Here is a 14,247-nt window from a genome sequence, read left to right on the forward strand (position 1 = left end):
CCTTCTCCCCCGGCTCCCCCACCCGCCCCTCGCGCAAGGAAGTTCACGACCCATGACCATCGACTGGCGCTACACCGTCCAGGACGGCCTAGGCATCCTCTCCGTCGCCGGACACCTCGGCCCGGACGCGGTGCGCCGCTTCAGCGGAGCGGTCGGCTGGGCGCTGGCCCGCGGCACGGGTCCGGTCGTCGTCGACCTCACCGAGCTGCGCGGCTGGTCGGCGGAGGGGCAGCTCGCCATCACCGACGCCGCCCGCCGGCTCGTCGCCGCGGGCCGGGCTCTGGAGCTGGCCGCGATCCCGGCCGACGGTTCGCTCGTGCCGACCGGCGACTGCCCGCCCATCCCGGTCCACGCCGACCTGACCGCGGCGCTCGCCGCCGCCCGTCCGACCGGGCCGCACGAAGGTGCCGGGGACGAGGGCGGGGAGCAGCAGGAGTGGCGCACCACCGGCTGGCCGCGGGGCGAGGACGCCGGCAGGTCCGGGCGCTGACCCCCTTCTCCAGACCTTAGTAATTGCTAATATTGGCAAGTCGAGAGGTCATTGCCGCGGAACCCCGTGGCTCTCGGCTTCTCAGGGCGGATTCGGCGTGGCCGGTCCCTCAGGTGAGGATGGGCCACATGTGTGTGACGAGTGGGTGGGCGCGAGGCGCCGAGATCCGGCCGGCGGTGCCGGACCGCTGCCGTGGACAGGAGGCGAACCGGTGAGTACGCCGCTGTACCAACTGAAGGCCGAGTTCTTCAAGACGCTCGGCCATCCGGCACGCATCCGGGTCCTGGAGCTGCTGAGCGTGCGGGAGCACGCGGTCGCCGAGATGCTGCCCGAGGTGGGCATCGAACCCGCGCACCTGTCGCAGCAACTGGCGGTGCTGCGGCGGGCGAACCTGGTCGCGACCCGCCGCGAGGGCTCCACGGTGTACTACTCGCTGACCAGCCCGCAGGTCGCCGAACTCCTGCGGGTCGCCCGCTCGATCCTCTCCGGCGTCCTGACCGGCCAGGCCGAACTCCTCGCCGACCTCCAGGCCGCCCAGCCGCAGGCCGCCCCGCCGTCCCCCTGACGGCGGCCCCCGTACGGCGGCCGTCCCCCGCGCACTGGACAGCGAATTCACGCGCGGGGGACGGTCGTCCCTCCGAGCGGGTGCCTTGTACGGCCACCTCAACTCGGGCCCCCTGAACGGGAAGCACGGTGCCAGGCCGCGTCGCGCAGCAGGCGGAGGCCGTTGAGGCCGACGAGGACCGTGGAGCCCTCGTGGCCCAGGACGCCCAGCGGGAGCGGGAGTTCGCCGGCCAGGTCCCAGGCGACCAGGGCGCAGATGAAGGTTCCGGCGATGACCAGGTTCTGCACCACCAGCCGGTGCGCGGCCCGGGAGAGGGCCAACACGGCCGGGACGGCGGTCAGTTCGTCGCGGACCACGACCGCGTCGGCGGTCTCGAGGGCGAGGTCGGAGCCGACGCGGCCCATGGCGATGCCGCTGTGGGCGGCGGCCAGCGCGGGCGCGTCGTTGACACCGTCGCCGACGAGCAGCACCGTGCGTCCGTCGGCCGCGAGGCGCCGGACCGCCCGGACCTTGTCCTCGGGCAGCAGTCCGGCGTGGACGTCGTCCGCGGCGATGCCGGTCTCGGCGGCCAGGCGGGCGGCGGCACGGGAGTTGTCGCCGGTCAGCAGGATCGGCGTACGGCCGGTCAGCGCGGCGAGGGCGGCGACGGTGGCGGCGGCTTCCGGGCGCGGGCGGTCGGCGAGGCCCAGGACGCCGACGGGGACGCCGTCGCGTCGGACGACCACGGCCGTATGGCCGGCATCCTCCAACTCGCCTGCCAGAAGCTCTTCTTCGTCATCCGTGCCGTCCGACGGGCGGGCCGGCGCGCCGACCGCGATCGTGCGGCCGCCCACCGTGGCGGTGACGCCGACACCGGGCGTGGAGGTGAACTCCTCGGCGGCGGGCAGGTGGAGGCGGCGTGCGCGGGCGGCGTCGACGACGGCCCGGGCCAGCGGGTGTTCGCTGGGGTGCTCGGCGGCGGCCGCGAGGGTGAGCAGGTCGTCGTCGGTCAGCCCTGATCCGTCCAGCGGGCGGACCGCGGTGACGCGCGGGGTGCCTTCCGTGAGGGTGCCGGTCTTGTCCAGAGCGACGGTGTCGACCTGGCCGAGGCGTTCCATGACGACGGCGGACTTGACCAGGACGCCGTGGCGCCCGGCGGTGGCGATCGCGGAGAGCAGCGGGGGCATGGTCGCCAGGACGACCGCGCACGGCGAGGCGACGATCATGAAGGTCATCGCCCGGGTCAGCGCGTCGGCCAGTTCGGCGCCGAGGGCCGTCGGGACGGCGAAGACGGCCAGGGTCGCGGCGACCATGCCGAGGCTGTAGCGCTGTTCGACCTTCTCGATGAACAGGTGGGTGGGCGCCTTGGTCCCGGACGCCTCCGCGACCATCGCGACGATCCGGGCGATCACCGAGTCCGAGGCGTCGCGTTCCACCCGGACGCGCAGGGCGCCGGTGCCGTTCAGGGTGCCGGCGAACACCTCGTCCCCGACGCCCTTGGCCACCGGGAGGGGCTCGCCGGTGATCGTGGCCTGGTCGACCTCGCTCGCCCCGGCGACGACCCGCCCGTCGGCACCGACGCGCTCCCCGGGGCGGACCAGGACGGTGTCACCCACGGCCAACTCCGCCGTGGGAACCGCCTCTTCCCGGCCGTCCGCGCTCACACGGGTGGCGGTGGCCGGGGCGAGGTCGAGCAGGGAGTGGACCGCGTCCTGGGTGCGGGCCGTCGCGAGGGCCTCCAGGGCGCCGGAGGTGGCGAAGATGACGACGAGCAGCGCGCCGTCCCTCACCTGTCCGATCGCGGCGGCGCCGAGGGCGGCGACGATCATCAGCAGGTCGACGTCCAGGGTCCTGGCCCCGAGTGCCCGCAGCCCCTCCCGGGCCGGGTCCCAGCCGCCGGTGAGGTAGGTGAGCGCGTACAGCGGACCCCACGACCAGGCCGGGGCGCCCACCAGTTGGAGCGGCAGCGCGAGCAGGAACAGCGCCAGGGCGGCCGCGGCCCAGCGGGCCTCGACCAGGGCGAACACGCGGGTACGGCGCCGTGGCGGCGCCACCGGAACGGCCGGTGCCGTGTCTCCGGGGCGCCTGAGCAGGTCAGCGGGCATGGCGGGAGCAACCCTTCGCGGAGCGGCCCTCACGGGCGACCGACGGCAACCCGCTCACCATACAGGAACATCTGAACAGGTCTTCATATGTCGTCGGTAGCATGAACCCCATGGGCCATCGAACCGGCGCCGCCAGCGCGGCCAGCACCCGCGAACGTCTGGACGCCGTGGGCGCCGCCGACGTCGCCGCCACGCTCCAGGCCCTTGCCACGCCCTCGCGTCTGCGGATCCTCGCCCGCCTCCAGGAGGGCCCGTGCGCCGTCGGCGACCTCGCCGAGGCCGCCGAACTGGAGGCGTCCGCCTGCTCGCATCAGCTCCGTCTGCTGCGCAATCTGGGCCTCGTCACGGGCGAGCGCCGGGGCCGCTCCATCGTCTACAGCCTCTACGACGACCATGTCGCCGAACTGCTCGAACAGGCCCTGTACCACGTCGAGCATCTGCGCCTCGGCCACCAGGACACACCGGCGCCGACCGGCCGCTGACACCGGCACAGAGCAGTTTCAGCCGCGATCTATCGCCGTGGCCGGTTTGTAGTGCATGGTGTGGGGGCGGGCACCGATCCGATCCCCCGGGTGAGGTTCCCTCTGCTGGGCCCTGCCGTCCCGTGGGCGGCGGGGCCCGCCGCACCTCCCGGCTCCCCACGGGAGGCCGTGCGGCTGCCCGAGCGCGGACCGCTCACTGCGCCGGGCCGGCACGTCACACCCGTTCAGGTCACGGCGTCCAGCACGGCGCCGTGCACCGCTCGGGCCAGGCGGGCGCCCCACAGGGAGCGGGGGCCCGCGAAGGAGTGGGGCTCCTCGCCGGGGCGGGGGAGGCGGGACGCGACACAGATCGCGTCGGTCGGGGTGCCGGAGCAGTCGAGTCCGGCCTCCACCAGGGCCTGCACCTTGGCCTCGACTGCGGTGGCGACGGCGTTGACCAGCGCGGCGTCGCTCAGGGGCACGGGCACGGCGGCCACGACGTTGATCGTGCCGGGCGCGAAGGCGCGCGGACCGGCGGTGGCGGATATGGCGGGCGCTGCCGCCCATCCGCGGACCTCGATGCCGGCCGTGACCACCGCCTCGACACCCCCGTCGTCCGCGCGGGTGTGCGCCTCGACGTCGGCCGCCGTCATCAGGCCCACGCCGTCACCGGCCAGGCCCGCCGCCGCGGCCAGCTCCTTCAGATGCTCGGCCGGGTCGACGCGCCGATAGCCGTGGTGGACCTGCGCGTTGAGGACCCAGAGCCGCTCCCCCAGTCCCCCCCGAGCACGGCGCTGCTCACCATCCGCCAGCCCGGACCCGCCCGCCACACCAGCGCGGAGAGGTCCGCACCGTCCTCGAAGCGGCTCAGCCGCTCCACGGTCAGCCCCCGGCCCGTCGGGGTCGGCGGCAGGACGGCGTGCTGCACGAAGGGCTCCTCGCTGGTGCGGGCATGACCCGCACATGCTACGAACCGGCCCGGCCGCCCCCGCCGTCAGTGCCCGGAACCGTGGCGGCCGCCCAGTTGGTCGCGGTGCCGCGGATCGCCGAGGTGGGTGTCCTCGGCGAACACCGGCGCCGACTTGACCTGCGCCTTCGTCCGGGAGAGCTGCACGATCCGGGCGTCGTGGTCGACGCCCATCACGGCGTCCGAGGGGAGCACCACGTCCTTGCCGAGCACCCACGGTCCGGTGTGCACCACCAGGAACCGCGGACCGAGGTCCGCCGAGTACTTGCTGACCTTGCCGGCGTGCCCGTCCGTGGCGTCCACCTGGTAGCCGGTCAGATCGTCGTCCGGGGTGTGGCCGGCGGTCGGCACGTGCGGTGTGCGGTGGTGGCTCACGATGTCCTCCCTGGGTGTTCCCTGTCGTCCTGTCCTCCGGGTGCCCGCTCCGGCGGACGGCAGACCTGCGGCTACGCCGTCCAGACGCGTTCGGCGTAGTCCAGGAAGTTGCGGCCCATGATCTTCTCGATGCGGGTGGCGGACCAGCCGCGCCGTTCGAGGAGCCGTATCAGCTCCCGGAACTGGTCGACGCCGCGCAGGTCGACCACGAACGGGTAGGTGTCCGCCCGTTCGCCGGCCGCGGAGACCCCGGCCGCCCTGCGCTGCGCCACGTGCTCGGCCAGCCGTTCCCGGTAGGCGTCGAGGTCGTCGATCGCGGTGACCGGGCCGTCGGTGCCGATGCCGACGTGGTCCTCGCCGCAGACGTCCACGGCGTGCGCGAGGTGCTCGACGACGTCGGCGGCGCGGGCGTGTCCGGTGGGGTTGAGGAACGGCATGAAGTAGATGCCCACGAACCCGCCGCGCGAGGCCACCAGGCGCAGTTCGTCGTCGGTCTTGTTGCGCGGCAGATCGGTCAGCGCGCGGCACCCGGTGTGGTTGACCGACACGGGGGCGCGGGAGTGCGCGGCGGCGTCCAGGCAGGTCCGCTCGCCGCTGTGCGACAGATCGACCATGACGTGGTGGTCGTTGAGCGCGTCGACCACCTCGCGTCCGAACGCGGTCAGCCCGGTGCCCGCGGGCGCCGCCGAGCCGCCGCCGAGGTGGTTGGCCTGGTTGTAGGTCAACTGGACGACCCGCACGCCGCGTTCGGCGAACTCGGCGACCCGGCTCACGTCGTCGCCGACGGCCACGGCGTTCTGGAAGCCGTAGACGACACCGACCCGCCCGTCGCGTGCGACCGTGCGGATGTCGGCGGCGGTGGTGACCTTCAGCAGGGCGTCCGGATGCCGGTCGACGATGCCGTCCCAGACGTCGATCTCGTGCACCGTGTGCTCGTAGGGCGGCAGTTCGCCCATCACATAGCCGAGGGTGATGGTGACGGCGGTCAGGCCGGAGGCGCGCGCCTCGGCCAGGGTCCGGGCGTCCACGGTGAACTGCTCGCTGGTGGCGTTCAGTTCGGCCGCCGCCCGCATCGACCGCGGGGCGTTGGGGTTGTCGAGCTGTCCGAGCGCGTTGATGATCAGGGGCGTGCCGGTCAACGGGTCTCCCGGGATCGGGTGGCGGTGGCCGTGGCGGTGTAGGCGTCGCGCGGAAAGCGCCGCCCCCGCTTGACGGTCAGGGTGATGGTGCGCAGATGGCCGATGTCGGCCAGCGGATCCTGTGCGAAGACCGCCAGGTCGGCCAGCTTCCCCGGCTCGACACTGCCCGTCAGATGCCCGGCCCCGGCACTGCGGGCGCCGACGAGCGTCGCGGAGCGCAGCACGTCCCGCGCCGGGATGCCGCACCGCTTCACCAGGAAGGCGAGTTCCTCGTACAGGGCGGGGAACGGCTCGCCGGGGGCGGTCTCGTAGTCGGTGCCGGTGGCCAGCTCCACGCCCGCCCGGTGCGCCTGCGCGGTGAGGGCGACGGCCAACTCGGAGTTGCGGCGGGCGCGTTCGGCGCTCTCCGGGGTGTCGCCGGTGAGTTCCTCGCTCTCCCACATGGAGGCGGTCGCGTCCAGCACGACGCCCTGGTCCCGCATCCGGGCGAAGAGCGCGGCGAGGCGCGCGTCCCGGCCGGTCACCAGGCTCGCGTGGTCGACGGGCGGCTTGTCCTTGTAGGTGGTCAGCGGCTCCAGGGCGGCCTCGTGGGCCAGCAGCGTCACATGGGAGACGGTGTCCACCCCGGCCCCGACGACCTCGCCGGGGGTCGCCGGGAACACGGCCGCGTGCGCCCACACCGGGACGCCCTGCCGATGGGCCTCGGCGGTGATCGCGGCGACGAGGCCGGCGTCCAGGTCGGCGTAGACCTTGACGGCCGAGGCGTAGGTGCCGCGGGCCAGGGCGACCGCGAGCGGGAGGTCGGTGTCGGCGGTGACGGCCTGCATCCAGGGCACCTGCCCGGGCACGGCGCCCTGGCTCACCTGGTGGGTGCGGGGGTCGTCGAAGAAGGTGGGGCCGGCCATGAGCGCCGCGTAGTGGAGGTCGGGGGCGGCGATCTCGCCGACCAGCGCGGCCCGCGCGAGGTCGCCGATCTGCCGCAGGTCGTCCGCCATGTCCCGTACGGCCGTCACTCCGCTGTGGACCAGACGGCGCAGGACCGCCTCGGCGGCCGGACGGTCGGGGGGAGTCGCGAGGTGCTGGTGCGCGTCGATCAGGCCGGGGGTGACGAAGTGGCCGGTGAGGTCGACGAGTTCGGCGCCCTCGACGAGCGCGGCCGCTGTGTCCGCCTCGTCCGCGACGGACCGGATCAGGGGTCCGTCAACCACGAGCGAGACGTCGGGCCGGGGATCGCCGCCGGTCCCGTCGAACAGGGTGAGTCCGCGGTAGACCACCACGTCACCGGCGGCGGGCGGTGCGAAGGGGGCCGCCGCCCCGGGGCTCTCGTTCGTCAAGGTCACCTCTCTCGATCACCGGGCACTTGATCACCGGGCACTTGATACCTGTTACTTGTTACGCTGTACGTAACAACACTCTCATCCTGCGAAACACGGGGTACCCTACCCCGCGAAGAGCAGGGACGAGCCGGGAAGGACACCGATGCCGCACGCCACGCAAGCCGCCGCCGGTGCCCCGCGCACCGCCGTCGACAAGGCACTGGACCTGGTCGAGGCCGTCGCCCGGGCGCCCCGGCCGCCCCGGCTCACCGATCTCGCCGACGAGGTCGGACTGCACCGGGCCACCGCCTACCGGGTCCTCGTGGACCTGGTCCGGCGCGGCTGGGTCCTGCGGGTCGGCGACCGCTATCTGCCGGGTACCGCCGTGCTGCGGCTGTCGGCCCGCGCGGCCCACCACTCCCTGACCACCCTGGCCCGCCCGGTCCTGGAGGACCTCTCCGCGCGCACCGGCATGATGGTCAACCTCCAGGTCCTGGAGAACGACGGCTCCCGTGTGGTGGACGTGGTCCGCCCCGACCGGCTGGCGATGATCAGCACACTGCGGGACGAGGCGCTGCCCGTGCACCGGTTCGCCGGGCCGCTCGCCCTGGTCGCCGCCCTGCCCCCGGAGGCCCGCGGCCCCTACCTCGACGCGGCCCGGAAGGCCGGTCACCCACTGGACGGCGAGACGGGTCTGCTCGCCGACATCGAGCGCACCGAGGCCGACGGGTTCGCCGTCGAGCACGGCCGCAACGAACAGTTCGTCGCCTCCCTCAGCCGCGCCGTCGTCCCGGTCCCTGGGGCGCCGGTGTGCGCCGTCACCGTGGTCGGCCCGGACGCCGAGATCGACGAGGCGGCGATGCGCGGGCTGCGGGAGGAACTCGCCTCGGCGGTCGAGGCGTTGGGGGATCTGCTGGCCGGTCCCGGCGGGGCGGGCGGCCCGTGAACGACGTCCTCGTCCTCGACCGGGCGGCCACCGCCGCGGCCCTCGACCCGCACCGGCTGATGGCCGCCGTGTCCGAGGCGCTCGTCGCCGTGGCCCGGGGCACGGTGTCCGCGCCGCCGCGGACCGCCGCCTTCGCGCCCGGGGGTCTGCTCGGCGCCATGCCCGGATACGTTCCGGGTCTCGGGCTCGCGGCGAAACTCGTGTCGGTGTTCGCCGACCCGGCCCGCCCCGGGCGCAGCAGCCACCGGGGCGTCGTCGCCCTGTTCGACCCCGAGGACGGCAGACCGCTGGCCTTCATGGACGCCGAACCGGTGACCGCCTGGCGCACCGCGGCGGCCGCCACGCACAGCGCCCTGGCCCTGGCCCGGCCGGGACCGGTCGTGGTCGTCGGCACCGGCGCCCAGGCGCGGGCCCAGGTCCGTCTCCTCGCGGCGCTCCGCCCGGCCGAACCCGTGACCGTCGCGGGCCGCGACCGCGCGGCGGCCCGCGCGCTGGCCGCCCTGCACCCGGCCGGCCTCGCAGCGTCCCTCGCAGACGCCGCCGAATCTGCCAACGGCATCGAGGCCGCCGTACGCGAGGCGGCCACCGTCTACTGCTGCACCGGCGCGACCCGCCCCGTCCTGCGCCGGGACTGGCTCGCCCCGGGCACCCACATCAGCTCGGTCGGCGGCTCCCACGGCCCCGAACTCGACGCCGGCACCGTCCACGACGCCGCGCTCTTCGCCGAGTGGCACGGGGCCGCGGACACTCCCCCGCCGTCCGGCGCCCACGAGTTGCAGGGGCTGCCCGAGGGCCGGACCGTCACCCTCCTCGGCTCCGTGCTGTCCGGCGAGGCCCCCGGCCGGACCTCCCCGGACGGGCTCACCGTCTTCAAGTCCACCGGCCACGCCGCCCTGGACGTCGCCGCCGCCTACGTGGTCCACCGCACGGCCCTCGGCCGCCCTCCCGAGTAGCGGCGTCCCGGGCGGCACCGCCGTACCCCTCATCACACCCGTCGCTCGCACAACATCCGAGGTCAGAGCGGTACAGCGGTCCTCATCAGGGACTTCACCGGAAGTCTTCGCGCGCGGTCCGGGAGCCGCATAGCGTGCGGTCACTCGAACGTATGAGCCGCTCCCCCCACGCTGCCGCGGTCCGTCGTCACGTGGGGCCCACGACCCCGTAGGAGACCTTGGGATGTCCTCCGACAGCTCCGAGTTACCGCCGCCCGCCCGCGCCGTGCCGTGGGCCGGCCGGCACCGTGACCTCCGCCGGCTGCGCCGGGCCTGCCGACGGCAGCGGCGCGTCGCCACGTTCGCCGCGCTCGGCTACTTCGCCGTCTTCCTCGTCCTGACCGTCGAGGCGCCCTCCGTCATGACCCGCCCCGCACCGGGCGGCCTGCCCACCGGACTTGTCCTGGCCCTGGTCCAACTGCCGGTCACCTGGCTGGCGTTGCTCGTCTACGAGTACACCGCGCGCCGGTACGTCGACCCGTCGGCCCGGCGGGTACGCGGGCACGAGGAGCCGTCGTCGTGACGGACTTCGACGGCAGCGCGCAGTCCTGGTCCCTGGTGGCGTTCTCCGGCGTCGTGGCCCTGACGCTGATGCTGTGCGTGCTCACCGGCCCCGACCGCGAGGACCTCGCCGAGTTCTACACCGGCTACCGCTCCCTGTCGCCCCTGCGCAACGGCCTCGCCATCGCGGGTGATTACATCTCCGCCGCGACCGTGCTCACCATCGGCGGGGTGATCGCGCTGTGCGGCTACGACGGTGTCGTCCTCGCCCTGAGCACGGTGCTGTCCCTGCTGCTCCTGATGGTCCTGCTGGCCGAACCCCTGCACCACACCGGCCGGTTCACCATGGCCGACGCGCTCGCCAGACGGTCGCCGGGCCGGGCGGTGCGCGTCACCGCGTGTCTGGTCACCCTCGCCTCGCTGGTGCCGATGATGGTCGTCCAACTGGCCGGGGTGGGCCAACTGCTGGCGTACGTCCTGGGGTTCACGGACGGCGCGATGCGCACCGGCTGCATCGTCGGGGCGGGCACGCTGATGATCGGCTACGCGGCGATCGGCGGGATGCGGGGCACCGCCCTGGTGCAGATCCTCAAGACGGTGATCCTGCTCGGCTCGGGCCTGGTCGTCGCCGGGCTGATCCTGCACACCTTCGGCTGGAGCCCGCGGACCCTGTTCCGGGCCGCCGCGCAGGGCAGCGGCGCCGAGGACGGATTCCTGCGCTACGGGCTCCAGTTCGCGAGCGGGCCGTACCCCGGGCTCGACATGGTGAGCACCCAGGGCGCCATCGTGCTGGGCGCGGCCTGTCTGCCGCACGTCACCATGCGGATGTACTCCGCGGGGAACGCCCCGCAGGTGCGCCGCGCGATGTCCTGGGCGATCTCGACGGTCACCCTGTTCATCGCCGTGATCACCGTGATCGGGGTCGGCGCGACGGCGCTGATCGGGCGCGCGGGGATCGCCGGGGCCGATCCGCGCGGCAACACCGCCTATCTGCTCGGTTCGCGCGCCGCGTTCGGGGCGCATCTGTCCCGCCCGGAGAGCCTGCTGTTCGCCACCGTCACGACGGCGATCTTCCTGACCCTGCTGGCCTCCGTGGCGAGCATGACGCTGGCCTGCGCCAACTCGCTGGCCCACGACATCGCGGCCGCCCGTCCGAACGTGTCGCCGGTGCGCGAGATCGCCCTGGCGCGGCTGGCCGCCCTCGCGGTGGGCCTGCCGGTCATCCTGCTGGCCGTCGTCGCCCAGCACCGCAGCCTCCAGCCGCTCGCCACCGTGTCCTTCTGTCTCGGCGCCTCGGCCATCGCCCCCGCGCTCGTCTACAGCCTCTTCTGGCGGCGCTTCACCCGGGCCGGCCTGCTGTGCACGCTCATCGGCGGGACCGTCAGCGTCCTCGTCCTCATGACCGGCACCAACCTGGTCTCCGGGTCCCCCGGGTCGGCGTTCCCGGACGCCGACTTCAACTGGTTCCCGTTCACCACCACGGCGCTCGTCTCAGTGCCGGCGGGCTTCCTGTGCGGGCTGCTCGGCACCGTGCTGTCCGGCAGACGGGCGGCGGCGCGGGAACGCGAACGGTACGCGGCCATCGAGCCCGTCCTGCTCGCCGGACCGCCGCAACGGCCGGGCCGCGGGAGCCTGTGAGCCGGACCCGGCGCATACGCTCCCGGAACAGCGCGGCCCGGCCGTGTCCCCGGGCCGACCATGATCGTTGCTCCCGTTGCCGCCGCGCCCACCTCCCCCGTGAGCGCCGGCGGCCTCCACCCGCGCCCGCCCCCGTCGTCGGCGCGGACCCCCTTCAGCGGAGAGGAACAGCACTGGTGAGCGGCTGGATCACCCTCGGTCTCGGCACCGCCGCCGCGCTCTGCCCCCTGCCGGGCGGCGGCGGACCCGCGGTCGCCGTCGACACCGCTCCCGCCGTCCCGCACGTGGTGGTGTGCGCCGACGACGACGGCTGGGTGGAGATCGGCGGCGCCACGGCACGGCGGCCGCCGGACACCCGGTCGCCGCGCCCCGCCCCGCCGCCGTCGCGCCCGCCGGTCCGGCCGGCACCGGCACCAGGTCCCGCCGACGACGCCGTACCGGCCGCTCCCTCCCCGTCGCAAGCCTCGCCGCCCGAGCGCGTCGAACGGCCGGCCCCCGCCCCCGACACACCGCCCCAGGCCGAGCCGCCCGCCGCACCGCCGGCCCGCGCGCCCGGCGTCGCGCCGTTCCGCTGGGTGCCCCGCTTCCCCTACGCGGGCCGCTCCGCGCGTCCGGCGCCCGCCGGGCTGTCCACCACGACGACCACCGTCGTGATCACCACCCCGGCCGTCCTGGCCGCCGCCGCGCTGCGCCCGGGCTCCCGGCGCCGCAACGCCCGCTGACCCGTCCGCGGGTCCCCCTCCCCTTCCCTCTCGTCCGCCCGTCCTGGAGTCCCGCCGTGCCGGAATGGCTGATCTACACACTCGCCTGTGCGCTGGTCTGCGCCTTCGTCGTCGCCGCCACCGTGATGCGGCACCGTCGCGTCGCGGACGACGAGGACACCTCGCAGACACCCGACGTGCTGGAGTACATGGTGATGATGGTGGGCGTCGTCTACGCCATCGTCCTGGGCCTGGCGATCGCCGGCGTCTGGGAGGCGCGCGGCGCCGCCGAGGACACCGTGCGGCGCGAGGCGCAGGCGCTCTACGAGATCGACCAGCGTCTCGACGTCTACCCCGCCGCCTTCCACACCCAGGTGCAGCGGCACATCGATGCCTACGCCCGGCACGCCGTCACCACCGAGTGGCCGGCCATGAAGGAGGACGGCCCGGTCGACGACACCGGGGGCACGCTGCTGACCCGGATCCGCAGCGACATCGCGCACCACACGCCCACCGACGAACTCCAGGCCCAGGCGTATCAGCCGCTCCTCGACCAGGTCGCCGCCGCCGACGACGCGCGCCATCAGCGGCTCGACAGCGCCGGCAGCACCCTGCCCGGGGTGGTCTGGTTCGGGCTGATCGCCGGCGGGATCGTCACGCTCGGTCTGCTCTACGCCCTCCAGATCCGCCGCTCCGCCCGGGAGCTGATGCTGGCGACCGCGTTCAGCTCGCTGGTGGTGTTCCTTCTCTTCCTCGTGTGGAGCTTCGACGCCCCCTTCGGTCACTCGGGCACGGATTCGGCGCAGCCACTGCTGGAGCTGTACGCGCGTTCCGTATGACATGCGTCACCCGGCCGTCGTGAACACCACACCCCGGCCGGGATTTTGACCCGATAAGCACCCGATGCCCATAACTACCGGGCAGTCACTTATGCACCCCCTGTGACGTGCCGTCCAGCCCATGAGATCGGCTTGCTCTCCAGCCAGACAGTTGTGCGAGGATACTTTTTGGTCACCCTTGGTTGATCATCTGCTTCACACTTCTGACACAAACTCCACGTTTTGTGCACGTGAGTTATAGTCACCGCCCAAGCATCAACTAGCAGGGGGATGTGCTCGGGCCGGGTGGGGGCCTGGTTCGACCCGATGTGCGCTCGACGTCATCGCGCCCCCGCCGCAGTCTCGTGGGGGATGGGTTACGTGAACAATTGGCTGGATGACACCCAACCGGAGGGGTCGGACAGTACATTCGCCTCCGGAAGCTTCTGGGAGAAGGCCCCGAGCGCACGCCGGTCCGCGCCCACCGAGGCGTTCGCGCGCGCCGATGTGTTCACGCCCGCCGACGCGACGGCCCCCCTGCCCGTCGGCACCCCCGACCGCCACTCCGCCTTCGACTACGTCGACCCGGACGAGCCCCTCCACGATCCGCACGAGCTGACCGTGCAGCTCGCGGCCGTCGACCCCGCGTCCCTGGCGAACGGCGGCTCCGGCAGCCAGCTCGACCCCCAGGACGTCACCGGCACGCCCGTGTTCGTCGACGAGTCGGGCCGTCGCAGCCGCCGGCTGAGGCTCCTCGGCTCGGCCGTCGGCGTCGCCTGCGGCGTGTACGCCGTCGTCATCGTCGCCACCCTCGTCTCCGGCAACTCCAGCGCACCCTGGCTCCCCCTCCCCGGCCAGAACGACGACATCCCCGCCGGACAGGTCGAGATCTCCCCCCAGCCGTCGGTCGAGGCGAGCCCCACCGGCTCGGAGAGCGCCGCCCCGGGCACCGACCCGACGGGCTCCGCCCCGACGGCGTCCGCGACGGGCGCGGCGACCGGCGCCCCCGCCGCCAGCACGAGCCCCGGCGGTCTCGACACCTCCGCGCTGCCGCAGACGTCCACCGGGGCGACCCCCCGCAACCCCGCCGGCTCGGCGACCGCGTCCGCCCCCGCCGCCTCGGCCTCCCCCGCCGCCTCGCCCGAGGCGAGCCAGCCCGTGACCGGCGGCGGCGACGCCTCGCCCACCGCCGACGACTCGGGCGGCACGGGCGACGGCGGCGAGGCGAACGCCCTGTCGGCCGCCACCCCCTGA

Annotated in this window: 14 protein-coding genes and 1 pseudogene; 10 read left to right on the forward strand and 5 right to left on the reverse strand. The window is 74.1% G+C overall.

Translation table 11 applies throughout. From position 1 onward, the window contains the following. The first annotated feature begins 52 nt into the window (after positions 1–52). Entirely contained in the window at positions 53–490 is a 438-nt protein-coding gene (locus G6W55_RS00640; RefSeq protein ID WP_175518730.1) for an anti-sigma factor antagonist, read from the forward strand. Between the two features lie 211 nt (positions 491–701). Beyond that, the gene (locus G6W55_RS00645; protein ID WP_030782456.1) at positions 702–1,055 is read left to right on the forward strand and encodes a metalloregulator ArsR/SmtB family transcription factor; all 354 of its coding nucleotides are present in this window, start codon (positions 702–704) and stop codon (positions 1,053–1,055) included. Positions 1,056–1,153: 98 nt separating this feature from the next. On the opposite strand, the gene G6W55_RS00650 is transcribed toward G6W55_RS00645, so the two are convergent. Beyond that, a complete protein-coding gene (locus G6W55_RS00650; protein WP_175518731.1) occupies positions 1,154–3,139 on the reverse strand; it encodes a heavy metal translocating P-type ATPase in 1,986 nt (661 codons plus the stop codon). Positions 3,140–3,249: 110 nt separating this feature from the next. Between G6W55_RS00650 and G6W55_RS00655 the strand changes: the two genes are divergently transcribed. Beyond that, positions 3,250–3,621 (forward strand): metalloregulator ArsR/SmtB family transcription factor, encoded by a 372-nt coding sequence (locus G6W55_RS00655; protein WP_175518732.1) that lies wholly within the window; start codon positions 3,250–3,252, stop codon positions 3,619–3,621. A 224-nt stretch (positions 3,622–3,845) separates the two neighbouring features. On the opposite strand, the pseudogene G6W55_RS00660 reads toward G6W55_RS00655, so the two are convergent. The 4 genes and pseudogenes from G6W55_RS00660 to G6W55_RS00675 form a co-directional block, all read right to left on the reverse strand. Next, positions 3,846–4,528 (reverse strand): annotated as a pseudogene (locus G6W55_RS00660) (adenosylcobinamide amidohydrolase). Between the two features lie 66 nt (positions 4,529–4,594). Further along, on the reverse strand, positions 4,595–4,942 hold the full coding sequence (locus G6W55_RS00665; RefSeq protein WP_309243585.1) for a PRC-barrel domain containing protein: 348 nt from the start codon (positions 4,940–4,942) through the stop codon (positions 4,595–4,597). Positions 4,943–5,013: 71 nt separating this feature from the next. Beyond that, positions 5,014–6,081: a dipeptidase gene (locus G6W55_RS00670; protein WP_217686372.1), complete on the reverse strand. Its 1,068-nt coding sequence runs from the start codon at positions 6,079–6,081 to the stop codon at positions 5,014–5,016. Further along, positions 6,078–7,421 (reverse strand): amidohydrolase family protein, encoded by a 1,344-nt coding sequence (locus G6W55_RS00675; RefSeq protein WP_175518733.1) that lies wholly within the window; start codon positions 7,419–7,421, stop codon positions 6,078–6,080. Before G6W55_RS00675 ends, G6W55_RS00670 begins: the two co-directional genes overlap by 4 nt. Before the next feature lie 139 nt (positions 7,422–7,560). On the opposite strand from G6W55_RS00675, the gene G6W55_RS00680 reads away from it, so the two are divergent. From G6W55_RS00680 to G6W55_RS00710, 7 genes are all read left to right on the forward strand, one after another. Beyond that, on the forward strand, positions 7,561–8,343 hold the full coding sequence (locus G6W55_RS00680) for an IclR family transcriptional regulator (protein WP_175518734.1): 783 nt from the start codon (positions 7,561–7,563) through the stop codon (positions 8,341–8,343). Further along, the gene (locus G6W55_RS00685) at positions 8,340–9,296 is read left to right on the forward strand and encodes an ornithine cyclodeaminase family protein (protein ID WP_175518735.1); all 957 of its coding nucleotides are present in this window, start codon (positions 8,340–8,342) and stop codon (positions 9,294–9,296) included. Before G6W55_RS00680 ends, G6W55_RS00685 begins: the two co-directional genes overlap by 4 nt. A gap of 223 nt (positions 9,297–9,519) precedes the next feature. Further along, entirely contained in the window at positions 9,520–9,858 is a 339-nt protein-coding gene (locus tag G6W55_RS00690; RefSeq protein ID WP_375372410.1) for a DUF485 domain-containing protein, read from the forward strand. Next, the gene (locus G6W55_RS00695) at positions 9,855–11,474 is read left to right on the forward strand and encodes a cation acetate symporter (protein WP_175518736.1); all 1,620 of its coding nucleotides are present in this window, start codon (positions 9,855–9,857) and stop codon (positions 11,472–11,474) included. Before G6W55_RS00690 ends, G6W55_RS00695 begins: the two co-directional genes overlap by 4 nt. A gap of 176 nt (positions 11,475–11,650) precedes the next feature. Next, the gene (locus G6W55_RS00700) at positions 11,651–12,196 is read left to right on the forward strand and encodes a hypothetical protein (RefSeq protein WP_175518737.1); all 546 of its coding nucleotides are present in this window, start codon (positions 11,651–11,653) and stop codon (positions 12,194–12,196) included. A gap of 56 nt (positions 12,197–12,252) precedes the next feature. After that, on the forward strand, positions 12,253–13,014 hold the full coding sequence (locus G6W55_RS00705) for a DUF4239 domain-containing protein (RefSeq protein ID WP_175518738.1): 762 nt from the start codon (positions 12,253–12,255) through the stop codon (positions 13,012–13,014). A gap of 360 nt (positions 13,015–13,374) precedes the next feature. Next, positions 13,375–14,247, forward strand: coding sequence for a hypothetical protein (locus G6W55_RS00710; RefSeq protein WP_175518739.1), 873 nt, complete (start codon positions 13,375–13,377; stop codon positions 14,245–14,247).

This window comes from Streptomyces sp. CAI-85 (assembly GCF_013363615.1).
Classification (GTDB): Bacteria; Actinomycetota; Actinomycetes; order Streptomycetales; family Streptomycetaceae; genus Streptomyces; species Streptomyces antibioticus_B.